Source organism: Streptomyces sp. NPDC045998, from assembly GCF_056430285.1.
Window position 1 is genome coordinate 400935 of sequence record NZ_JBWKLJ010000001.1, and the last position, 20369, is coordinate 421303.

Annotated in this window: 21 protein-coding genes and 3 tRNA genes; 11 read left to right on the forward strand and 13 right to left on the reverse strand. The window is 72.2% G+C overall.

The genetic code is table 11. The features are described 5' to 3' along the window. Positions 1-151 precede the first annotated feature (151 nt). Entirely contained in the window at positions 152-451 is a 300-nt protein-coding gene (locus AC07FJ_RS01715; protein ID WP_468295783.1) for a YtxH domain-containing protein, read from the reverse strand. 169 nt (positions 452-620) lie between these two features. Between AC07FJ_RS01715 and AC07FJ_RS01720 the strand changes: the two genes are divergently transcribed. The 3 genes from AC07FJ_RS01720 to AC07FJ_RS01730 all read left to right on the forward strand — a co-directional run bounded on the left by AC07FJ_RS01720 (position 621) and on the right by AC07FJ_RS01730 (position 1059). Then, a tRNA-Asn gene (locus AC07FJ_RS01720) sits at positions 621-693 on the forward strand. Between the two features lie 5 nt (positions 694-698). Further along, a tRNA-Asn gene (locus AC07FJ_RS01725) sits at positions 699-771 on the forward strand. 211 nt (positions 772-982) lie between these two features. Further along, a tRNA-Ile gene (locus AC07FJ_RS01730) sits at positions 983-1059 on the forward strand. A 179-nt stretch (positions 1060-1238) separates the two neighbouring features. Here the strand turns inward: AC07FJ_RS01730 and AC07FJ_RS01735 are convergent. Both AC07FJ_RS01735 and AC07FJ_RS01740 read right to left on the reverse strand, forming a co-directional pair. Continuing rightward, a complete protein-coding gene (locus AC07FJ_RS01735) occupies positions 1239-1415 on the reverse strand; it encodes a hypothetical protein (RefSeq protein ID WP_361413897.1) in 177 nt (58 codons plus the stop codon). A 93-nt stretch (positions 1416-1508) separates the two neighbouring features. Beyond that, complete coding sequence (locus tag AC07FJ_RS01740) at positions 1509-2717, reverse strand: Cmx/CmrA family chloramphenicol efflux MFS transporter (protein ID WP_479044191.1); 1209 nt, start codon at positions 2715-2717, stop codon at positions 1509-1511. Positions 2718-3180: 463 nt separating this feature from the next. On the opposite strand from AC07FJ_RS01740, the gene istB reads away from it, so the two are divergent. After that, the gene (gene istB / locus AC07FJ_RS01745) at positions 3181-4503 is read left to right on the forward strand and encodes an IS21-like element helper ATPase IstB (RefSeq protein WP_479044193.1); all 1323 of its coding nucleotides are present in this window, start codon (positions 3181-3183) and stop codon (positions 4501-4503) included. An 87-nt stretch (positions 4504-4590) separates the two neighbouring features. Here istB and AC07FJ_RS01750 read toward each other — a convergent pair whose 3' ends face one another. Then, positions 4591-5004 (reverse strand): organic hydroperoxide resistance protein, encoded by a 414-nt coding sequence (locus tag AC07FJ_RS01750; protein ID WP_479044196.1) that lies wholly within the window; start codon positions 5002-5004, stop codon positions 4591-4593. 110 nt (positions 5005-5114) lie between these two features. On the opposite strand from AC07FJ_RS01750, the gene AC07FJ_RS01755 reads away from it, so the two are divergent. Continuing rightward, complete coding sequence (locus AC07FJ_RS01755) at positions 5115-5612, forward strand: MarR family winged helix-turn-helix transcriptional regulator (protein WP_479044199.1); 498 nt, start codon at positions 5115-5117, stop codon at positions 5610-5612. Positions 5613-5629: 17 nt separating this feature from the next. On the opposite strand, the gene AC07FJ_RS01760 is transcribed toward AC07FJ_RS01755, so the two are convergent. From AC07FJ_RS01760 to AC07FJ_RS01770, 3 genes are all read right to left on the reverse strand, one after another. After that, complete coding sequence (locus AC07FJ_RS01760) at positions 5630-6958, reverse strand: carboxyl transferase domain-containing protein (RefSeq protein WP_479045231.1); 1329 nt, start codon at positions 6956-6958, stop codon at positions 5630-5632. 85 nt (positions 6959-7043) lie between these two features. Then, positions 7044-8597 (reverse strand): acyl-CoA synthetase, encoded by a 1554-nt coding sequence (locus AC07FJ_RS01765; protein ID WP_479044200.1) that lies wholly within the window; start codon positions 8595-8597, stop codon positions 7044-7046. A 65-nt stretch (positions 8598-8662) separates the two neighbouring features. Further along, the gene (locus tag AC07FJ_RS01770) at positions 8663-9319 is read right to left on the reverse strand and encodes a LysE family transporter (RefSeq protein WP_479044202.1); all 657 of its coding nucleotides are present in this window, start codon (positions 9317-9319) and stop codon (positions 8663-8665) included. Between the two features lie 166 nt (positions 9320-9485). Between AC07FJ_RS01770 and AC07FJ_RS01775 the strand changes: the two genes are divergently transcribed. Then, the gene (locus AC07FJ_RS01775; protein WP_479044204.1) at positions 9486-9953 is read left to right on the forward strand and encodes a BP74-related protein; all 468 of its coding nucleotides are present in this window, start codon (positions 9486-9488) and stop codon (positions 9951-9953) included. 6 nt (positions 9954-9959) lie between these two features. Here AC07FJ_RS01775 and AC07FJ_RS01780 read toward each other — a convergent pair whose 3' ends face one another. The 3 genes from AC07FJ_RS01780 to AC07FJ_RS01790 all read right to left on the reverse strand — a co-directional run bounded on the left by AC07FJ_RS01780 (position 9960) and on the right by AC07FJ_RS01790 (position 13433). Next, on the reverse strand, positions 9960-11552 hold the full coding sequence (locus AC07FJ_RS01780) for a sensor histidine kinase (RefSeq protein WP_479044205.1): 1593 nt from the start codon (positions 11550-11552) through the stop codon (positions 9960-9962). Between the two features lie 98 nt (positions 11553-11650). After that, a complete protein-coding gene (mreB, locus tag AC07FJ_RS01785) occupies positions 11651-12694 on the reverse strand; it encodes a rod shape-determining protein (protein ID WP_361413924.1) in 1044 nt (347 codons plus the stop codon). 151 nt (positions 12695-12845) lie between these two features. Next, the gene (locus tag AC07FJ_RS01790) at positions 12846-13433 is read right to left on the reverse strand and encodes a hypothetical protein (RefSeq protein WP_479044208.1); all 588 of its coding nucleotides are present in this window, start codon (positions 13431-13433) and stop codon (positions 12846-12848) included. Positions 13434-13566: 133 nt separating this feature from the next. Here AC07FJ_RS01790 and AC07FJ_RS01795 point away from each other — a divergent pair, with 133 nt between their 5' ends. Continuing rightward, positions 13567-14373 (forward strand): SCO2400 family protein, encoded by an 807-nt coding sequence (locus AC07FJ_RS01795; RefSeq protein ID WP_479044210.1) that lies wholly within the window; start codon positions 13567-13569, stop codon positions 14371-14373. Between the two features lie 126 nt (positions 14374-14499). Here AC07FJ_RS01795 and AC07FJ_RS01800 read toward each other — a convergent pair whose 3' ends face one another. Beyond that, a complete protein-coding gene (locus AC07FJ_RS01800; RefSeq protein ID WP_479044213.1) occupies positions 14500-15042 on the reverse strand; it encodes a MarR family winged helix-turn-helix transcriptional regulator in 543 nt (180 codons plus the stop codon). A gap of 112 nt (positions 15043-15154) precedes the next feature. On the opposite strand from AC07FJ_RS01800, the gene AC07FJ_RS01805 reads away from it, so the two are divergent. The 4 genes from AC07FJ_RS01805 (at position 15155) to AC07FJ_RS01820 (ending at position 18405) form a co-directional block, all read left to right on the forward strand. Further along, complete coding sequence (locus AC07FJ_RS01805; RefSeq protein WP_479044215.1) at positions 15155-16174, forward strand: NADP-dependent oxidoreductase; 1020 nt, start codon at positions 15155-15157, stop codon at positions 16172-16174. 65 nt (positions 16175-16239) lie between these two features. After that, positions 16240-16662, forward strand: a complete 423-nt coding sequence (locus AC07FJ_RS01810; RefSeq protein ID WP_355355750.1) for an organic hydroperoxide resistance protein — start codon at positions 16240-16242, stop codon at positions 16660-16662. Positions 16663-16805: 143 nt separating this feature from the next. Continuing rightward, on the forward strand, positions 16806-17786 hold the full coding sequence (locus tag AC07FJ_RS01815) for an EI24 domain-containing protein (RefSeq protein WP_479044218.1): 981 nt from the start codon (positions 16806-16808) through the stop codon (positions 17784-17786). A gap of 4 nt (positions 17787-17790) precedes the next feature. Then, complete coding sequence (locus AC07FJ_RS01820; RefSeq protein WP_479044220.1) at positions 17791-18405, forward strand: LysE family transporter; 615 nt, start codon at positions 17791-17793, stop codon at positions 18403-18405. A 12-nt stretch (positions 18406-18417) separates the two neighbouring features. Here the strand turns inward: AC07FJ_RS01820 and AC07FJ_RS01825 are convergent, their stop codons facing one another. Beyond that, the gene (locus tag AC07FJ_RS01825; protein WP_479044222.1) at positions 18418-19674 is read right to left on the reverse strand and encodes a pyroglutamyl-peptidase I; all 1257 of its coding nucleotides are present in this window, start codon (positions 19672-19674) and stop codon (positions 18418-18420) included. Between the two features lie 32 nt (positions 19675-19706). Then, complete coding sequence (locus AC07FJ_RS01830; RefSeq protein WP_479044225.1) at positions 19707-20273, reverse strand: TetR/AcrR family transcriptional regulator; 567 nt, start codon at positions 20271-20273, stop codon at positions 19707-19709. Between the last annotated feature and the right edge of the window lie 96 nt (positions 20274-20369).

Consider the following 20369-nt stretch of genomic DNA (forward strand, 5'->3'; position numbering starts at 1 on the left):
CGACCGGGGTGTTACCGACCGGGGTGTCACCGGTCCGTCGATCCACTGGCGCAACGGCCCAACGGCCCAACGGCCCAACGGCTGAGCGGCCCAACGGCACCACGGCCGAGCGGCCCGCCGGGCTCACGGGCCACCCGGACAGGCCGCCGGCTCAGGTGTTAGTGGTCCCCCACTCGTCCTCACCACCCTGGCCGCGCTCCCGCAACGATCGCACCCGCTCGGCGACCGACTCGGGCACCCGGTCCCCGACCTTGTCGCTCACGGCGTGGAGCGCTTTCTCGGCCACCTCCCGCCCGGTGTGCGCGGCGGACTCGGCGGCGTTGCGCACAGCCGGGTTCTGGGAGATGTCTCGCGCGGACTTCCGCAACTGTTCGTACCGCTCCCGGCCTGCCCGGGTGCCGAGCACGTACCCGACGGCCAGTCCAACGACGAACGCGAGCTTGTACCGCATGGCTGCCACCCTTCCGAAGGCGTTGGTGCTGGCCGCCTACCCGCGTGGCCGGAGATCACCCCGGGAACCGATTGGCGGAGCACCCCCCTGCTTGCGCTAATGTATGTGTCGCAGCGAGCGAGCGCCGCCCGGGAAGCCCCGGGTGGGTGCGTTCGGTGCAACGCAGCAATCCCCTGTAGCTCAATTGGCAGAGCAGCCGGCTGTTAACCGGCAGGTTACTGGTTCGAGTCCAGTCGGGGGAGCGCGATCCCCTGTAGCTCAATTGGCAGAGCATTCGGCTGTTAACCGGAGGGTTACTGGTTCGAGTCCAGTCGGGGGAGCGGTGCTGGAAGAGGACCCCTGGGAGGGGGTCCTCTTTCGCGTTTCCGGTGGGGAGCGAGGCTTCCCGGGCTGATCCGGCCGCGACGGGAACCACGCAGCGCCCAGCGCAGTCTTCATGGACGTGCGTATGCCGACCATCCGGAGCAGGAGATCGTATGAGCGGCTATGCTGCGGCAGACGGCGCGCACAAATGTGCGCGACGCGCCGTAAGGGGCGGTAGCTCAGCCGGTTAGAGCAGCGGACTCATAATCCGTCGGCCGTGGGTTCGAGTCCCACCCGCCCCACCACAGCAGTGGTCAGCAGAAACGTTTCTGTCCACGGAGACGTACGAGCGGGCACCGCCGCTCCCGGCGGTGCCGCCGCTGAACCGTCACGCGTCCGCCATGACCCCTCGTATGCCCCTCGCATGCCCCGCTACGAATGTGCACGGGGCGTACGGGCACGGTGCGGCTGCCGCGCGGTGAGGCTACGCCGCCGAGGCGACGTCCCCCTGCTGCGCGGCAGCCCACAGGACGACGAGGCGCTGATAGATCCGGTGCTCATCCGGGGACAGCTGCCCGCCGGCGCGCGCCCACAGCTCTCGGATCGCCGAATTCAGGGCTTCGGCATCCGGCTGGACAGGAGAACGCAGGGTCTGGGACATGCCATCCAGCGTAGGGCGAGGATCCGATAATCCGGGCACTCGGCGGACGTGCGATCCGCCACGAATGCCGGCATACCGGTGACGCAGGCCACTCTACTGTTCGCGGCCCACCCTCCTCCCGCGCACCGGTCGTTCCGCTCCGGCCGGCTGCGCCGTGACCACACCGCGCCAGGCGTACGCGACGAGGAGCGCGAGCAGGGTGAGGAGGCCGCTCGCCCAGAGCGGCCCGAGGGTTCGGGCGCCGGTGGTGAGGGTGGCCGCGGCGAAAAGGGGCCCGGCGGCGGCGCCGATGTTGAGGGCCGCGGTCGCGTAGGAGCCGGCCATGGTGGGGGCTCCCGCCGCCTCGTAGAGGACGCGCGTGATCAGTGTGCCGCCCAGCGCGAAGGACAGCGCGCCCTGAGTGAAGACGAGGACGAACAGGGCGATCGGCCTGTCCGCCAGCAGCGCCAGAGCCGGCCAGCCGGCGAGTAGGAGCGGCCCCCCGGAGGCGATCACCAGGCCGGGCCGCCGGTCGGACAGGCGTCCGGCGAGAGTGACACCGGCGAAGGAGCCGGCGCCGAAGAGCATCAGGGCGACGGGGACCCACAGCTCGCCGAGCCCCGCGACGTCGGTCACGACGGGGGTTAGGAAGGTGAAGCCGGCGAAGGTCGCCGCATTGACCAGCGCGCCGACTGCCATGACGAGGACCAGCCGCGGCCTTCGGAGCTCTGCCAGTTCCGAACGCAGGGCCGGGCCGCCGGTGAGGTGCTCCATCGGGGCCCGCGCCGGGAGGCCCATGAGGATGCCGAACGCCGCCGGAAGGCAGAGCACGGCGACGGCCCAGAAGGTGGCACGCCAGCCGAGCAGTGTGCCGAGTGCCGATCCCGCCGGGACACCGGCGACGGTGGCCACCGTCGTGCCGGACAGCAGCACGGCCAACGCGCGTCCCTTCTTACGGGGCGGGACGAGTGCGGCGGCGGTGGTCAGAGCTACGGCGAGGAACCCGGCATTCGCGAGGGCCGCGACCACCCGCGTCGCGCACAGCACCGTGAAGTTCGTGGTGGCGGCGCCCACGACATGGGCTGCCAGGAACACGAGGACGAACCCGAGGTGACTCCGCCGCCCTGGCCAGGTGCGGGCGAGCGCCGCCATGAGCGGGGCGCCGACGGCCATGCCGAAGGCGAAGGCCGAGGTGAGCGTTCCGGTCGCCGCGACGGTGACGCCGAAGTCCGAGGCGATGTACGGCACCAGGCCGACGAGCATGAACTCGGAGGTGCCCATGGCGAAGACCGCCATGGCGAGCAGATACAGGGAGAGGGGCATCGAGGGGCTCCGGGTGAGGAGAAGCGGGGGAAGGGCATCTCGTCACCGCGGTCAGCACCCGAAGGCACGCGCGTCCGACCCGGCCGCGCACGCGCGCGGGAGGCACGCGGCGGGAGGGCAGGGGCGGCAGGGCTCAGTGGTTCAGGGGCTGACGGCGTGACCGAAAGCCCCCACCTCGTCCGACTCGGGGCTCGACATGGCCCACACGTTATGCGCCCACGCGCCTCGTCGCACCCCGGTTTTCCGGCTGACCGCGGGGAGTAGGCGAAGGCGGGAGCTGCGAGAGTGCGAGTCGGCATATCGACATGTCTGGATGTTCACCCTTGCTCTGTGTCGATATATGTGATGAACCCTCAGAGGTGTTGTGCTACTGGAATTCTATTAATCCCAAAGGGTGGCTCGAATTAAGATTTTCGGCGGCAGCGCACCAGAATGGCGGAACCCCCCGCCGCTGGAGGTCCCGTTGTCCCGTGCATCCTCGTCCCCGTCGACCATCACGACCATCGGCCTGGCCCTGTTCGCCACCCGCTGGCTCCAAGCCCCGCTGTACTTCGGCCTCGTGGCCGCACAGGGGGTGTACGTCTACAAGTTCTTCAACGAGCTCTGGCACCTCGTCGACCACGTCGTCAGCGGCCAGGCGGACGAGACCTACGTCATGCTCGCGGTCCTCAAGCTGGTCGATGTCGTGATGATCGCCAACCTGCTGATCATGGTCATCGTGGGCGGGTACGAGACGTTCGTCTCGCGTATCGGACTTCAAGGGCACCGCGATCAGCCGGAGTGGCTGTCGCACGTCAATTCCAATGTGCTGAAGGTGAAGCTGGCGACGGCGATCGTCGGAATTTCGTCCGTGCACCTGCTCCAAATGTTCGTGGACGTCCATCACACGCCCCGGCACGACCTGTTGTGGGGCACCGTCATCCACATGGCGTTCATCGTCTCCGCGGCGATCCTCGCGTACATGTCCGGGCCGATGGCCGCGCACGACCCCAAAGGCCATGGGGTGAAGGAGTCGCCGCACTTCGTCGTCCTGCCGCGCCAGCGTGACGGGCGGAAGGCGGACGAGAGGGACGTGAGTGACGGAAGCGACGACCTGGGTAGCCGTGGTGACGGAGTCGCCCGAGCCGACGCGCCGGGGCGCGGAGGCGGCGGCGGGCGTGAGCGCGACGATGAGCGCTCCAAGGCGGAGGAGCTGATCCAGGCCGCCGGCTTTCCGGCCCGCAAGCTCCTGGAGATGTTCGACGACGGGCACCTCCGGGCGCCCGACCCGCAGACGCTCGTTCGGCTCGGGAAGGTCGACTTCGTCACGCGCCGGGCCAACGTGGTACTCCTCGGCCCGCCCGGTACCGGCAAGACGCATCTCGCCATCGCGCTGGGGGTGCGGGCCTGCCAGGCGGGTCACCGGGTGCTGTTCGCCACCGCAGCCGACTGGGCCGACCGGCTCCGGGAGGCCAAGGCCGCGGGCCGACTCGGAAAGCTGCTCGCGGAGCTCGACACGTATCCGCTGCTGATCGTGGACGAGGTCGGGTACGTGCCGTTCGAGGACGACGTCGCCCATCTCTTCTTCCGGCTGGTGTCGCACCGCTACGAGCGCGCCTCGCTGATCGTCACCAGCGACCGGCCCTTCGGTCGCTGGGACGAGGTCTTCGGCGACAGCGGTATCGCCTCGGCGACGGTCGACCGCCTCGTCCACCACGCGGACGTCCTCACCCTCGACGGCGAGAGCTACCGTTCGCGACGGCTGGAGCCGACGGCGGTCAAGGGGTGGGGCGGGCAGGGCTACTGACCGCTCCCGCCCGCGCCCCCGTCCCAGCTGCCGCCGCCGTGGTCGCCGTTGTGGTCGTTGTCGTGGTCGGAGTCGTGGTCGTACGGGTCACTCGATGACGAGCTCCACCGGGATGTTGCCGCGCGTCGCCTTGGAGTACGGGCAGTACGCGTGCGTCTTCTCCAGCAGCTCGCGGCCCGCCTCGCCCTGGAGGTGGTCCGGGAGCTCGACGCGCATCACCACGGCGAGCCCGAAGCCGCCGTCGCCGTCCTTGCCGATGCTCACCTCGGCGGTGACCGAGGCGTCCTTGACGTCGATCTTCTCCTGGCGCCCGATCGCGCCCATCGCGCTGGCGAAGCACGCGGCGTAACCGGCGGCGAAGAGCTGCTCCGGGTTGGTGCCCTGTCCGTTGCCGCCCAGCGGCTTGGGGTGGGCGAGCGGCAGGTCTATGTGGCCGTCGGAGCTGATGGTGCGGCCTTCGCGGCCGTTGGCGGTGGCGACGGCGGTGTACAGGGCGTTCATGGAGGGGGTCGTCCTCTCGTGTGCGGGACTGATGAGACTGATGACAGACCTCTTTGTAGCGCACTATTTAGTTGTGCACAACTCAATGGTGCGCGGAGTATCATGGCTCCATGGACATGCCCGGGACCGTGCGCGACGAGGACTTCCTCCGCCTCGACCACCAGATCTGCTTCTCGCTCCACGCCGCCACCCGCGCCTTCAACGGCGTGTACCGCACCGCGCTGAAGGACCTCGGCCTCACCTACCCCCAGTACCTCGTCATGCTGGTGCTCTGGGAACACGGCGAACTGCCCGTGAAGCGCATCGGCGCACACCTGCGCCTCGACTCCGGCACCCTCTCGCCTCTGCTCAAGCGCCTGGAGGGTGCCGGCTACGTCGAGCGCCGCCGCAGCCCCGAGGACGAGCGGTCCGTGACCGTGCGTCCCACCGAGGCCGGGACGGCCCTGCGTGAGCGCGCCCTCGGGGTGCCGCGACGGATCGCCGCCGCGACCGGCATGTCACTGGACGAAGTCCGCGCCCTGCGTGCCCGCCTCAATGAACTGACCGCCGCGCTCGACCTCGCCGAGGTGGACCTGGCACAGGGCGACTGCCTGGAGGAGACGCCCTGATGCGCGGCGGCGTCACGTCACACGGTGCCGCCCACGATGCCGCGCACGATGCCCAGCTCCACGAGGTCCTGCGGGCGCAGCCGTAGCTGCTCGGCCGTCCGCGGGGCTTCCTCGGGAGGTCGTTTGAGTATCGCGGCCGCCAGCTCCGGTGCGATCACCGAGAAGTAGCTGTCGGGCGTCGCCCAGGTGTGGCCCGGGGCCGCGAGGGCCAGCGCCCCGCCCGAGCCGCCCTCGCCGATCAGCAGCGTCGTCACCGGCACCCTCGCCCCGGCGACCGCCGCGAACGCGTCCGCGATCGCCGCGCCCGCGCCCGTATGCTCCGCCTCGGCGTCGTTCGCGGCGCCCGGCGTGTCGACGAGGGTCAGTACGGGCAGGCCGAGCCGGTCCGCGAGGCGGATCACGCGGGCGGCCGTGCGGTACCCGGCCGGCCGGGTCGCGGTGCCGCACTGGGCGACGTACGCGACCGCCCGCCCGTCGGGGCGTATCCCCACGCCGGACAGCAGCCCCGGGTCCGTACCGCCGCAGCGGTCGCCCACCAACGGCAGCCGGTACGTGAAGTACCCGTCCAGGTATGCCGCGGCGCGCGGCCTGGCCGGGTCGCGCGCTTGGCGCACCGCGTCCCAGCCGCTGGCGGGGAGGGCGGCCGCATCCGACAGGGCGGAGGGCGGCTCCACGGGCCCCGGTGCAGGAGTCGTCAGCGCCGTCAGCCAGCGCGTGACCGTCTCGCGGAGTTCCTCCGGGCGCACGACGGCGTCGATGTGCCCGGCCGCCAGCTGGCCCTCGGCCGTGTACGCCGACGGGTCCGCGTCCGGCGGCCGTACGCGCGAGCCGGCGAAACCGATCTGCGCACCGGGCAGGGCCAGGATCACATCGGCGCCGGCACCGACCGTCGCCCAGCCGCCGCCGGTGGACGGATCCCGCAACACGGTGATGTGGGGCACCCCCGCCTCCCGGAGCAGCACCGTCGCACGCGCCACCCGCTGGAGCTGGGTCAGCGCGACCATGCCCTCCTGCATACGGCTGCCGCCCGTCGCAACGAGCGAGACCAGCGGAACGCGCTGCTCGCGTGCCAGGCGGTAAGCGTCCTCCAGGCGGTCGCCGGCCCGTTGGCCCAGGGAGCCGCCGAGGAAGCCGAACTCGAAGGCGAGCAGCGCGCAGTGGCGGCCGCCGATGGTCGCCGTGCCGTACAGGATGGACTCGTCCTCGCCCGTACGGTCGGCGGCACGCGCGCGTGAGGCGTCGTAACCCTGCCAGGACAGTGGCCCGTCGGGGACGGTGTGCCGGGCGGGGGGCTTGTGCTCGACGAAGTCGTCGGTGAGGAGGGCGATCGCGCGGCGGGCCGGCAGGCGCGAGTCCTCAGGCCGGCAGTCCTCAGGCTGGGAGTTCTCAGGCTGGGAGTTCTCAGGCCGGGAGTTCACAGGCCCAGGGTTCTCAGACATGGAGGGCCCGCTTCATGACCTTGCCCATGTCGTTGCGGGGCAGCGCGTCGAGGTAGTGGACGGTACGGGGACGCTTGTGGGGGGCGAGCTGGGCCGCCACATGGTCGGTCAGCTCGCGCGCGGCGGGTGGGTTTCCGGGGTCCGCGGGGACGATCCAGGCCACGATCCGTTCCCCCAGGTCGGCGTCCGGTTCGCCGGTGACGGCGGCTTCGCGTACGCCCGGGTGGTCCAGGAGCGTGTTCTCGATCTCACCAGCGCCGATCTTGTAGCCACCGCTCTTGATGAGGTCGGTGGTCTTGCGCCCCACCAGCCGTACCGAACCGTCCGCGTCCCGTACCGCCATGTCGCCGGTACGGAACCACGGGCCGTCGAAAGCCGCGGCGGTGGCGTCCGGGCGGTTGAGGTACTCCGTGAACAGGTTCGGCCCGCGCACCTGGATCTCGCCGACCGTCTCCCCGTCGTACGCGGTGATCTCCGAGCCGTCCTCCTCGACCAGGCGCAGCTCGACGCCGCGCAGGGGCACGCCGACCGAGCCGGGGCGGGGCTCGCCGTCGACGCGGATGCCGGTGTTCATCAGAGTCTCGGTCATGCCGTACCGCTCGATGACGCGCCGTCCCGTCGCGGCGGCGATCCGTTCGTGGTCGTGGACGGGTAGTGCCGCCGAGCCGGAGACCAGCAGACGTGCGCCGGCCAGTGCCTTGGTCAGCTCCGGGTCGGAGGGGAGGGCCTCGGCGAGGCGGTGGTACATCGTCGGTACGCCGAACAGCATGGTTCCGCCCGACGCCAGCTCGCGCGTGACCCCGTCCGTGGTGAACGAGCCGAGGTGGCGTACGGACCCGCCGCGCCGGAGGGGGCCGAGGATTCCGAGGATCAGCCCGTGGACGTGGAAGAGGGGCAGGGCGTGTACGAGGACGTCGTCGGACGTCCACGCCCACGCCTCCTCCAACGCGTCCAGCGACGCCGCGATCGCGCGGCGGGGGAGGACCGCGCCCTTGGGCGGGCCCGTCGTGCCGGAGGTGTAGACGATGAGGGCGGGGGCTTCGGGGTCCTGCGGCTCGGACGGAAGCAGGCCCTCCGGGAGCCCGGCCCCGTCCGTGGCGAGGGTGGCGAGGGTGACGTCCACGCGCGCCACGTCTGCGAGCGGTGCCGGCAGATCGTCGCCAGGCGCGGCGAGCACCAGGTCGGGCGCGCTGTCGGTGACGATGTGCGTCAGCTCGCGCTCGCCTGTCTTCGGGTTGAGCGGTACGGCCGGTACGCCGGCGAGCAGGGCGGCGACCACCGCGACGGCGGTCTCCGCGGTGGGCGTGGCCCACACGGCGATCCGCCCCGGTTGCCGGGTTTCCGGCCGGTGAGCGCCCGCCTCCTGAGTGCCCGGCTGGTGGGTGCCCGCCTTGTGGGTGCCCGGCTGGTGGGTCGACGGGCGGAGTCGCGCGGCCAAAGCGCCTGCCGCCGCGCTCAGTTCGCCGTACGTGAGCGTGTTCCGCTCGCCGAAACGCAGCGCGGGCCGGTCCGGCCGGGTGGCCAGTGCCGGAAACAGGGTGGTCACTCGTCGTCTCCTCGCTGTCGGTGGCCCCACCATTCTCTCCGCGCGGCGCCGCGGGGGAAGCGGGGTCAGGGCAGCGGCAGGGCCAGTTTCACCGCGTACGCCGCCACCAGGCCGTACCCGATGCGGAAGGTCCATGTCCGTACGCGGGCGGAGGCACGGGCTCCGGCGGCGCCGCTCCCCGCCACGAGCACCTGCTGCCACGCCAGCGACGCGACGAACACCCCGGCCACGAACACCGTCCCGGCCGCCGCGCCGCGCAGCGCGGTGCCCTGGGCCGTGGTGAGCGCCGCGAAGTAGAGGGCGGTGGTGGGGTTGATGAAGGTCAGCGCCGTGAACCGCAGAAACGTCCGCCCCGCGGTCTGGGGCGGCTGCGGAAGGGCGGCGGACTCCGCTGATCCGGTCGGCTCCGCTGATCCGGCCGGCTCCGCCGTGTGCCACGAGGCCCGCAGGCCGTGTGCGGCGATGCCCAGCAGCACGGCGGCGGAGACGAGCCGCACCCACGCCTCGACGCCGGACAGCGCCGCTGCGACGAGCGGCCCCAGCGCGGTGGCCACCGCCGCGTAGACCATGTCGACGACGGCGACCGCCGACGCGGCGGCCCTGGCTCCGCGCCGGTCGCGCATGGCCTGCTGAACGAGCAGTACGCCGACGGCGCCCAGAGGCATGGCGACCCCGAGCCCGGCGGCCGCGCCCGCGAGGGCAGGGGTCCACATCTCGGTCATCGCGTCACTGTGGCGGCGTGGGCGGTGAGGGCGCGAGCGATTTTCGGCGGTCCCTGCCGTGGCGAGTTGTCGCCAAGGTGCCAGGTGCCCCGCATAGGTGGTGAATACGCAGCGTAACAATGATGTCGCGGCGTGCTCCTGCGCCGACGCTCGACCGGAGGTGTACATGCGGTATTTCGCCACCAAGCTGGCCACGCTCATCTCAGTTCTGATGCTGGCCCTCACCCTGGCTCAGCCGGCCCAGGGGGCCGGGGCCGTGAGCGCTCCGTCACGGGCCGCGGCGGCCGAGGCGGCGTACTTCGAATTCGACTATCCGCCCATGCGGGAGAAGTTCGTCTTCCAGCTCACCGACCCCGCGAGGATCCAGGAGGCCAGGGACATCCTGAGCGGCAAGGAGAAGGAGAAGGTCCATGTCTTGGGCCGGATCATCAAGCGACCGGCGCCGTACAACCCCGGCTGGAGCTTCCACCTCGACCCCGGCACCATCAACTTCTTCGAGGTCGCCATCGAGGTGTGCGACGCGTCCGTGATGTATGTCGAGGATCACCTCGACGAGGCGGGCGGCGCCTTCCTGCCCGGCCTGTACTGGTGCCCCTGGGGTTCGCGCCTGCTGAGGGAGGTTCCCGCCGCGTAACGGCCGTCAGCGGGGCGACTGCCACGTCAAGGCGGCACTCCGACTGCCGTCGTCCGCCGTGCCGTCGTCCCTGACCACCAGGCGGACACCCGGGCGGCCGTCCGGCAGGACGGCCGTCGCGTCCACCTCGACGTCCACGGACGACACGTCGGTGCGGCGGTGGGCCTCGGCGAGCGCGGTGCGCAGGGTGGAGAGGAGCTCATCGGCCACCGGACCGCTGACCAGCGTGTCCACCGCGCCGGTGAAGTGGACCGAGGGCTGGAAGCCGAGGAGCGCGGCCGCGCCGCCCGTCTCGCGCAGCACGCGGCCGCGGAAGGAGCGGGGGACCTCAGCCGGGGGCTGCTGGAGCGCGAAGATGGCGGTCCTGACCTCCTGGATCGTCGAGTCCAGCTCGTCCACGGCCCGGTCCAGCAGGTCGGCATCCGGTGACCCGGGCTCCGCCCGCCGCCGGGTGGACTCCAGCATCATCTCGGTGGCGAACAGCCGCTGGACCACCAGATCGTGCAGGTCGCGGGCGATGCGGTCGCGGTCCTCGTACACCGCCAAGCGCTCCCGGTTCCGCCGAGCGTCCGCGAGTACGAGCGCGAGGGCGGCCTGGGAGGCGAACTGCGAGGCGAGTAGCCGCTCCAGCGCCGTGTAGGGGCGGCCGCCGCGGCGGCGCGGTAGCGCGAGGGTGCCGATCAGCTTCCCGCCGCTCTGCAACGGCAGCATCATCGAGGGCCCGAAGCGCGTGCGTACGTGGGTCGTCATGCGGGGGTCGGTCGCGGAGTCCTCGACGAAGACCGGTTCGCCGCCCAGCAGGTGCGCCAGCACGGGCGAGCCCGGCGCGATCGTCGTACCGATCAGGTCACCCGGGTCGTGCGGGGTGGACGCGGCGACGATCTCCATGCCGCCCTCCTCGGTCGGCTGGAGGACGACACCCGCCGACGCGTCGGCCAGCACACGGGCCCGCTCGGCGACCGTCGTCAGCGCGTCTCCCGTGGAGTCGCCCATGGGGTCAACCGCGGAGTCGCCTGCGGAGTCGTCTGTGGCGCCGCCCGTGGGGTGGCCCGCCGGCTCGCCCGTCAGCAGCGCGGTCGTCACGGCGGCAGCGCCCTCGATCCAGCGTTCGCGCTGCCGTGCCGTCTCGTACAGCCGGGCGTTGCCGATCGCGATGCCGGCCTGCGAGGCCAGCACGCGCAGCATGGCGAGGTCCTCTTCGGTGAAGGTGCCGGCACGCTTCTCGGTGAGGTAGAGGTTGCCGAACACCTCGGTGTCGACGCGGATCGGTACGCCGAGGAAGGTCCGCATCCGCGGATGGCCGGGCGGTACGCCGCACGAGCGCGGATCGGCCGTCAGGTCGTCCAGCCTCAGCGGCTCGCCGTCCCGGATCAGCGCGCCCAGCACCCCGCGACGCCCGTCGGGCAGCGGGCCGACGCGCTGCCGCTCGTCCTCCGTCATCCCGTACGTGTAGAGGTCGGTGATCCGTCCCCGCTCCGGGTCGACGACGCCGAGCGCGCCGTACCGCGCGCCGGTCAGCTCGGCGGCGGAGTCCACGATCCGCTGGAGCGTGGTGCGCAGGTCGAGGTCGGTGCCGAGGCTCAGTACCGCCTGGAGCAATGACGGAAGCCTGCTCCCGCTTCCAGCCCCAGTCCCGGTTTCGCGCCCGCCCCCAGTCCCGGTCCCGCTCCCGGTTCCGCCGCCAGTCCCGCTTCCGGTCACTCCGCTTCGGTGAGCGGGTTCATCGTCAGCGGCTGGATGCGGCCCTCCAGCATCGCGCCGAGTCCCAGAACGGCGCAGATGTCGGGCCGTTCCGCGATGTGCACCGGCATGCCGGTCGCGTCGCGCAGCATCTGGTCCAGGCCCGGCAGCAGCGCGCTGCCGCCGACCATCATGATGCCGCGGTCGACGAGGTCGGCCACGAGGTCGGGCGGGCAGTCGCGCAGCACCTTGCCGATGCCGTCGAGTACGGCCGTCAGCGGGGTGTGCAGAGCCTGGCGTACGGCGGCGGTGTCGACGAGCACCGAACGGGCCAGGCCCGTGGCCACGTCACGCCCGTGGATCTCGGTGGACGCGGGCCCTGCGGGGGTCAGGCCGTTGCCGTGCAGGGCGAGCTGGAGGGGGCGTACGGACTGGCTCGGCAGCATCAGCTCGTGCTGGTGGCGCAGGTACTGGATGACCGCGTGGTCGATGGCGTTCCCGCCGACCGGGATGCGCTCGGCGGTGACGATCGCGCCGAGCGAGAGCACCGCCACCTGGGTGGTGGCCGCCCCGCACACCAGGATCATCGTGGCGGTGGGTTCCTCCACTGGCAGGCCGCAGCCGACGGCCGCCGCGATGAGGGTGTCGACGAGTTCGACGCGCCGGGCGCCGAGGCCGACGAGCGTCTCGACGGTGGCGCGCTGCGCGAGCGGATCGCTGTCGTGCGGCGTACAGGCGGCGGCGCGCAGCAGCGGCTTGCGGCGCAGCTGGCGGCGGAGCTTCTCGCCCAGCAGGTGACGCAGCATCCGCTGGGCCATCTCGATGTCGACGACGGTGCCGCCGGAGACGGGGCGGACGACCCGGATGTAGTCGGGGGTACGGCCGGTCATCTTCTCCGCGAACTCGCCGACGGCGATCAGCGCTCCGGTGCGGGTGTTGACGGCGGCGACGCTCGGCTCGTCGACGACGAGCCCGACGCCCTTGACGAAGACCCGGGTCCTGGCGGCTCCCAGATCGACGGCGACATGGCAGCGGCGCAACTGCTCAAGACTGACGGTCACGGTGACGATCCTCCCGAGAGCGGTACGTCTTCGCATCGTCCGGTCACCGGGCGCGCGGCGCGCGCTGGGGGAGCTGACGGGGTGACAGGACCCGGGACCGTACGGGGCGCGCCTCAGGTGCCGGGACGGCGGACTGCTCCGGGACCCCCCGTCACAGGAGCCGCTGCAGCAACCCCCACGTGAACTCCGCCACGCACGCCTCTCCCTCCGGCAGCGTGAACGCCAGTCGCCACCTGGTCGGCGCGCTGCCCTCCTGTGGGCGCGCCGGTGGGAAGGCGCGGGCCACCTCGTCGACCGTGCAGCTCCACGGGCGCAGGTCGGCGGCCGTGCGCAGCTCCGGGCCGCGCGCGCCGGGGGCGCGTACGAGCCACTCGTTCCACACGCCCCGGCCTCCCGGTGCGGTCAGCACCTCGAAGCGCAGGTCCGGCCAGAGCGGCAGGCGCCACAGCAGCGCGTCGCACTCCAGGTCGCCGATGCCGCGCCGGGCCCGCGACTCCGGCTCGCCCAGTACGGAGCGGTAGCGGGAAAGGGCGCCGCGCCCGCCGGGCGCCCGCACCATGGCCTGCCAGCGGCGGTTCGCCTCGCGCATGTCGGCGATCGAGGCCCCGAGCTCCCGCCTGGCCTCCTCCACGAGCCCCGGCTGGAAGTCGGCCATCCGGCGCAGGAGCACCAGCTGGAAATGGACCGGCCCGAACGAGTCGGCGGAGGGTACGGAATCGGAGGGTCCCTTGTCCACCATGCGGACATCCTGCCCTGTTCCGTCCCCTAAAGGGTGAACGGAACGGACACGCCGAGACTTGGCCGGTTCCTCACAGGATCCTCACAACACCGGCTATCTCCGGTGTTGTGTCCCCGCATACTCTGCGGGCGCCATGGATTTCTGCCACCAGTGTCAGCGGCACCTCAACGGCGCCCTGGCCTGTGCCGGCTGCGGGACGCCCGCCGAGGAGCTCCGGCACGACGACCCGCACATGCCCGCGGCGGACGACCTCGTCATCGAGCTGAGCCGTGACGAGGAACCGCCCGCGGGCCCTCGCCGTGCGCGTACCCAGGCCAACCGCCGCCGGGGCCGCACGGCCGGCCGCCGCGCCCGCAAGCGGCGAGGCCGCAAGGTCCTGATCGGCCTCGGCGCCCTGCTGCTGGCGGCCGGCGCGCTGAGCCTGGCCGAGCTGGCGATCGAGCATCCCGGCGAGGACGGCGCCGCCACCGCCGTACGGCAGGACGACATGGCCGAAACGGCACAGCCGGCGCCGAACGAGCCGTCCGGTGACAGCGAGCGCCCCGACGGCCCCAGCCCGATCACCGCGTCGGCCTCCACGGTCTCCGACGGGCCGTCCGGCGACGCCGAACCCGGCGAGGGCGACGGGGAGGGCGAGGGAGCCCAGGCGTCCGGCGCACCCGGCGCCTCGGCGTCTCCCGGGGCCCCGAGCCCCGGAGCGTCTGCTTCCGGCGCGCCCGACGACCCGGCGGCGTCCGAGGCTCCGGGGGAGCCCGGCGCTCCCGCGCCGCAGGACCCGGCTCCGGGCGAGCCCGACCCCGGTACCGACCCGGACCCCGGCCCCGGCCCGGGCGACGATGACCCGCCCTCCGACCCGGCCCCGGAGCAGCCCCCGTCCCAGCCGTCCCCGGACCCGACGCCGACGGAGAGCTGTGACTGGTTCCTCTGGTGGTGCGTGTAGGGACCCTGAGCGGAGACCCCTGAGCCGGGGCCGCGCCCCCTGAGTCAGGGCCCCGAGTCGGACCCTGCGTCGGGATCGCCCATTGAGTGGGCCCCCGAGTCGGGGTCGCCCACAGGGCCCCTGGCTCTACGCGGGACCGAGCCCCGCCCCCGGCCCGGGCTGCGTGCCCGGCCCCGGCCCCGCCCCCGGCCATGGCTCGCCCAGCATCCGCCGCAGCAGGTCCCGCAGCACCGTGCGCTCCTCCTCCGAGAGCGCCGCCAGCGGCTCGTTCGCGAAGTCCAGCGCGTCCCGCAGGCGCCGCGCCGTCGCGCGGCCCTCCTCCGTCGCGGCGGCCACCTTCACCCGGCGGTCCGCCGGATCGGGCCGGCGCTCCACCAGCCCGCGTGACTCCAGGCGGTCCACGATGCCGGTGACGTTCGACGGCTCGCACCGCAGGGACGTCGCGATACGGCGCATGGGGAGCGGCTGGAGCGTCAGCAGCCTCAGGACCCGCGCCTGCGCGCCGGTCAGGGAGTGCTGCGCCGCGGCCTGCTCGTACTCCTCGTGGTAGCGGGCCACGATCGTGCCGATGAGCTCCACCACCTCGAGGGTGAGCGGATCCGTACGCGGACTGTGCGTGGGTCTGTCCGTGCGCGGTCTGTCCGGACTACCGGTGCTGCTGCTGGCCATGGACATCAGAATACCCATTTACTTGACAACCTGAAATATCCGGTCGCATGGTTGTTTCAGGTAGTGAAGCAATTTGAAGGATTGCTGAAGCACGTCTCAGGAGGCAACGCAGATGTCCGCTCTTCCCGCGTCCGGCCGTGAATGGCACCTCGTCGCCCGCCCGCACGGCTGGCCGAAGCCGGAGGACTTCGCGCTGCGCGAGGCGCCGGTCACCGAGCCCGGTGAGGGCCGCATCCTCGTCCGCAACCTGCACTTCTCGGTCGACCCGTACATGCGCGGCCGCATGAACGACGTGAAGTCGTACGTCCCGCCCTTCCAGCTGGACCGGCCCATGGACGGCGGCGCGGTCGGTGAGGTCATCGCCTCCCGTGTCGAGGGCTTCGCCGTCGGTGACCACGTCCTCCACGGCCTCGGCTGGCGCGAGTACGCCGAGCTCGACCCCAAGCACGCCACCAAGGTCGACGGCTCGATCGCCCCGCTCTCCGCGTACCTCGGCGTCCTCGGCATGACGGGCCTCACCGCGTACGCCGGCCTCTTCGAGACCGCCTCCTTCAAGGAGGGCGACGCCGTCTTCGTCTCCGGCGCGGCCGGCGCCGTCGGCAGCCAGGTCGGCCAGCTGGCCAAGCTCCGGGGCGCCTCGCGCGTCATCGGCTCGGCGGGCTCCGACGAGAAGGTCAAGCTCCTCGTCGAGGAGTACGGCTTCGACGCCGCCTTCAACTACAAGAACGGCCCCGTCGCCGAGCAGCTCAAGGCGGCAGCCCCCGACGGCATCGACGTCTACTTCGACAACGTCGGCGGTGACCACCTGGAAGCCGCCATAGCCCGGCTCAACGTCCACGGGCGCGTCACCATCTGCGGCATGATCGCCGGCTACAACGACACCGAGCCGACCCCCGGCCCGCGCAACATGGCCATGGTCATCGGCAAGCGGCTGCGCCTCCAGGGCATGCTGGTCAGCGACCACGCCAAGCTCCAGCCGCAGTTCGTGAAGGACGTCGCCGGCTGGCTGGCGTCCGGCGAGCTCAAGTACAAGGAGACCGTCGTCGAGGGCATGGAGAACGGCGTCGAGGCCTTCCTCGGCATGCTTCGGGGCGAGAACACCGGGAAGATGATCGTTTCGCTCACCCGTTAGGCTCACCCCAGGCCGCCGCGATCGTGGGCGCGAGTCGCGGCGCAACACAGGAGGAAACCTCTTACATGTCCATCACGCAGTCCGACGTTCTGTACACCGCTGTCGCCACCGCCGAGAACGGCCGTGACGGTCGCGTCGCCACCAACGACGGCAAGCTCGACGTGGTCGTCAACCCGCCGAAGGAGATGGGCGGCTCCGGCGAGGGCACCAACCCGGAGCAGCTGTTCGCCGCCGGTTACAGCGCCTGCTTCCAGGGCGCGCTCGGCGTGGTCGCCCGCCAGGAGGGCGCCGACATCTCCGGCTCGACGGTCACCGCGGAGGTCGGCATCGGCAAGAACGCCGAGGGCTTCGGGATCATCGTCAAGATCTCGGCGAACATCCCGAACGTGAGCGAGGCCACCGCCAAGGACCTCATCGAGAAGGCCCACCAGGTCTGCCCGTACTCCAAGGCGACCCGCGGCAACATCACGGTCGAGCTCGCGGTCTGATCGCACCCCGTGCCAAGGGCCGCACCCCACACGAGGGGTGCGGCCCTTCACGTTGCCCGCCCGGACCCCGGGCCCCCCCCGGACCCCGGCCCCGTGACACGGCCGCCTCGCGCCCCGATCGGGTGACGCCATAGGGTGACCCCATGCGTGATCTCGGGGCGGGCTTCGGCTACGTGATGAAGGGCCAGCGATGGGTCGGCCGGCACGGCCGGTGGTTCGGGTTCGGGCTGCTGCCCGGCCTGGTCACCCTCGTGCTGTACGCGGGGGCGATGATCGGTCTGGTGTACGGCGCCGACGACCTGACCGCGTGGGTGACGCCCTTCGCGGACGACTGGTCCTCGCCCTGGCAGGGCCTGCTGCGCGGCTTCCTGACCGCGCTGGTCTTCGCCTTCGGCCTGTTCCTCGCCGTCATCACCTTCACCGCCGTGACGCTCCTCGTGGGCCAGCCCTTCTACGAGTCGCTCTCCGAGCAGGTCGACCGCACCGAGGGCGGCGACGTACCGGAATCCGGTCTGCCGCTCTGGCGTGAGCTGTGGATCTCCGCCCGCGACAGCCTGCGCGTCCTCGTGCGGGTCGCGCTGTACGGCATCCTCCTCTTCGCTCTCGGCTTCGTCCCGGTCGTCGGCCAGACCGTCGTCCCGGTGCTGGGCTTCTGCGTCTCCGGTTACTTCCTCGCCGAGGAGCTCACGGCGGTGGCGCTCCAGCGCCGCGGCGTCGAGCTCAAGGAGCGCCTCGCCCTCCTGCGCGGACGCCGCATGCTCACCCTCGGCTTCGGCGTGCCGCTGGCGCTCGCGTTCCTGGTCCCCTTCGTCGCGGTGTTCCTGATGCCCGGCGCGGTGGCGGGCGCGACGCTGATGGCCCGCGACCTGAGGGGCGAGACGAACCCGGACCAGACGAACCCGGACCAGCCGAACGCGGACCAGGCGAACACGGCGTACCCGGGCGAGGCGCACCCGCACGGCGCGTACCCGGGCCAGGCGAGCCCGTACGCGGCGTACCCGGGCCAGGCGCACCCGCATGCCACGCACCCGGATCAGGCGAACCCGTACGCGGCCCACCCGCCCGCGGGCCCCGACCCGCGGACCGCGACGCCGCCCAACCCGGACCCGCTCCGCAAGGGCTGACGCCATGGCCGAGCTGATCGCCGTCGCCGTCATCACGGTCCTCGCCGTCATCAGCCCGGGCGCCGACTTCGCCATGGTCGTCCGCAACAGCTACCTGTACGGCCGCACGACGGGCCTCTTAGCCGCGGTGGGTGTCGCGGCGGGCGTCCTCGTCCACGTCACGTACACGATGCTGGGCGTCGGCCTGCTGATCGCCGCCAACGCCGCGCTGTTCACGGTCATCAAGCTCGTGGGCGCCGCGTATCTCGTCTACATCGGCCTGCGCACCTTCTTCGCCCGCGCCGACCTGGAGGTCGACCTCGGGAACAAGGCGTCCCTGTCCCGCTGGGGCGCCCTGCGCACCGGCTTCCTGACGAACGTCCTGAACCCGAAGACCACGCTCTTCGTGGTGTCGACCTTCACCCAGGTCGTCGGCCCGGACACGCCGCTGTGGCGGCAGGCGGGCTACGGCCTCTTCATGTCGCTGGCCCACCTGGCCTGGTTCGCCCTGGTCGCGCTGTTCTTCTCCCACACCCGCCTGCGCACCGCCATGCTGCGGGCGCAGAAGGTCCTGAACCGCACCATCGGCGGCACGCTGGTGGGCCTCGGCATCGCCTTGGGCGTCACCAGTTCGCCTTGACCGCGCGTCCGGTCAGCCCTTCGCCCCCGCGCCGGCCCCTGCCGCCACCGCGATGATCGACCGCACCTGGGCGGTGATGTCCGCGCGATCGCGCAGGAACTCCGGGTCCGTCACCGCGTCCGTGTTGCCCGCGCCGAACCGCAGCACCGGCGTGTGGACGTGGCCGCCCGGCAGGGCGGACAGCCCCAGCCGGTCGCGCAGCAGGGTCGCGCGGTAGGCGATCTCGTTCGAGAGGTAGTCGCCGCCCCCGCCCGCGCGGGCCGTGGAGCCGGGTGTCGGACCGCCGGGGCGGACCACCGGGTCCGTCGCGCCGGCGGGGACCTCGGTCACCGAGGTGTTGTCGTACACCGGGAAGCGACCGGTGTCCGCCGCCGTGATGGCCCCGTACGGCAGGGTCGTCGTGGTCCACTGCGGCTGGAAGGCCGGGTCGGCGACGGGCACGGTCCCCGTCGACGAGGCGTTCTCGTTGTCGGGGAAACCGCCCCGCCATGCTCCGTTGAAGCGTTCGATGTCGAAGCGGCCGACCCGCCCCTGGCTCACCGTCGTGAAGAGGTCCACGCGCGGCAGGTGCGGGCGCAGGGCGCGCTCGACCGTGCCGTCGGCGAAGTCGCGCCAGCGTACGGGGAAGACCGCCGTCTCGACGCGGGCCCAGGAGCCGTCCGCCGTGCGGATCAGCGTGCCGTCCAGGGCGAGGGCGGCCGCGCCCGACGGGTTGCCGATGCGGATGTCGCGGTCCAGCGTGAACGGGTCGAAGCCCGTCATCAGGACGCGCTTCACGCCCCTCGCGGCCGGGAAGCGGATCGTGTCCTGCCCGCGCGAGGCGACCTCCAGCCGGTCCAGCAGCCGGGCCCGCCGCGCGTCGGAGAGCGCGAAGTCCGCCTCCCAGGTGCGCAGCTCGCGGACCATGCCCAACCGCGCCCAGTACAGCGGCCGGTCGTCGTCCCGGCTCAGATCGCCGCCTGCGGGACCGCGCCCCTGTGCCCGGTCCACCGCGCGCCGCCACAACCGCGCCCCGTGCCGTACGACGGCACGCTCGGCCGCCTCGTACGAACCGGCCTCCTCGAGCGCGGAGGCGAAGTCCCCGGCCGCGGTGTCGAACCCGCTCCGCCGCAGGATCTCCCGCGGTACGGCCCTGTCGAGGCGCGCCTCCTCGGCGGTGGGAACAGCGGCGGCCGGTTCCGCCGCCTGCACGGGCGCGGAGGACACGGCGAGGCCGAGGGCCAGCAGCGACGCCAACAGGACCGTACGTAAACGGGGCACAGGGGACACGGGACGCCTTCCTTCCGTCGGGTCCCGGAACGCTACCGCGCCCCCAACAGCCTCAGGAAGTCCCGGAAGGCGGTCGGCATGTCCACCGACTCCGGGTCCAGCAGCCACTGGTACTGCAGCCCGTCCATCACCGCCGTGAGCAGCGGCGCCGCCTGTTCCGGCGTCAGCCCGCCCGGCAGGCGGTCCCCGTACTCGGCGCGCAGCACCTTCGCCATCTCCCCGCGCACCTGGGCGTAGCGCCGGGTGAAGAAGTCCCGCGCCGGGTGATCCTCCGTCACGCTCTCGCCGAGCAGCGCCGAGAACGTCTGCACGATGCCGGGCCGCATCGCGTTGTACTCGACGAGGGAGCCGAGCAGGTCGAGCCGCCAGCCCTCCCGGGCGGCGCCGCCGGTGTCCCACTGGTCGCGCTCCTCCAGGACCGCGACGAGCAGGGCCTCCTTGGTGGGGAAGTAGTGCAGGAGTCCCTGCTGGGTGAGGCCGACGCGCTCGGCGACCGCGCCGAGGGTCGCGCCCCGGTAGCCGCGCTCGGCGATCACTTCGAGGGCCGCGCGCACGATCTCCGCCCGCCGTTCCTCGCTCTTGGCCCTCGCCGCTGCCATCGCCCGTGGCCCTTCCCTTCGTCGTGTCGCATGTCCCCGCGGGACCGACCGTACCGGCCCACGAAATATCACGGAGCCATAACGAAACCTACCGAT

What these genes read in the sequence shown, in the direction of transcription:
- AC07FJ_RS01715 (WP_468295783.1), bottom strand. Translation starts at nt 451, where the DNA reads ATGCGGTACAAGCTCGCGTTCGTCGTTGGACTGGCCGTCGGGTACGTG.
- AC07FJ_RS01735 (WP_361413897.1), bottom strand. Translation starts at nt 1,415, where the DNA reads ATGTCCCAGACCCTGCGTTCTCCTGTCCAGCCGGATGCCGAAGCCCTG.
- AC07FJ_RS01740 (WP_479044191.1), bottom strand. Translation starts at nt 2,717, where the DNA reads ATGCCCCTCTCCCTGTATCTGCTCGCCATGGCGGTCTTCGCCATGGGC.
- AC07FJ_RS01750 (WP_479044196.1), bottom strand. Translation starts at nt 5,004, where the DNA reads ATGAACGCCCTGTACACCGCCGTCGCCACCGCCAACGGCCGCGAAGGC.
- AC07FJ_RS01755 (WP_479044199.1), top strand. Translation starts at nt 5,115, where the DNA reads ATGGACATGCCCGGGACCGTGCGCGACGAGGACTTCCTCCGCCTCGAC.
- AC07FJ_RS01770 (WP_479044202.1), bottom strand. Translation starts at nt 9,319, where the DNA reads ATGACCGAGATGTGGACCCCTGCCCTCGCGGGCGCGGCCGCCGGGCTC.
- AC07FJ_RS01775 (WP_479044204.1), top strand. Translation starts at nt 9,486, where the DNA reads ATGCGGTATTTCGCCACCAAGCTGGCCACGCTCATCTCAGTTCTGATG.
- AC07FJ_RS01790 (WP_479044208.1), bottom strand. Translation starts at nt 13,433, where the DNA reads ATGGTGGACAAGGGACCCTCCGATTCCGTACCCTCCGCCGACTCGTTC.
- AC07FJ_RS01795 (WP_479044210.1), top strand. Translation starts at nt 13,567, where the DNA reads ATGGATTTCTGCCACCAGTGTCAGCGGCACCTCAACGGCGCCCTGGCC.
- AC07FJ_RS01800 (WP_479044213.1), bottom strand. Translation starts at nt 15,042, where the DNA reads ATGGCCAGCAGCAGCACCGGTAGTCCGGACAGACCGCGCACGGACAGA.
- AC07FJ_RS01805 (WP_479044215.1), top strand. Translation starts at nt 15,155, where the DNA reads ATGTCCGCTCTTCCCGCGTCCGGCCGTGAATGGCACCTCGTCGCCCGC.
- AC07FJ_RS01810 (WP_355355750.1), top strand. Translation starts at nt 16,240, where the DNA reads ATGTCCATCACGCAGTCCGACGTTCTGTACACCGCTGTCGCCACCGCC.
- AC07FJ_RS01815 (WP_479044218.1), top strand. Translation starts at nt 16,806, where the DNA reads ATGCGTGATCTCGGGGCGGGCTTCGGCTACGTGATGAAGGGCCAGCGA.
- AC07FJ_RS01820 (WP_479044220.1), top strand. Translation starts at nt 17,791, where the DNA reads ATGGCCGAGCTGATCGCCGTCGCCGTCATCACGGTCCTCGCCGTCATC.
- AC07FJ_RS01830 (WP_479044225.1), bottom strand. Translation starts at nt 20,273, where the DNA reads ATGGCAGCGGCGAGGGCCAAGAGCGAGGAACGGCGGGCGGAGATCGTG.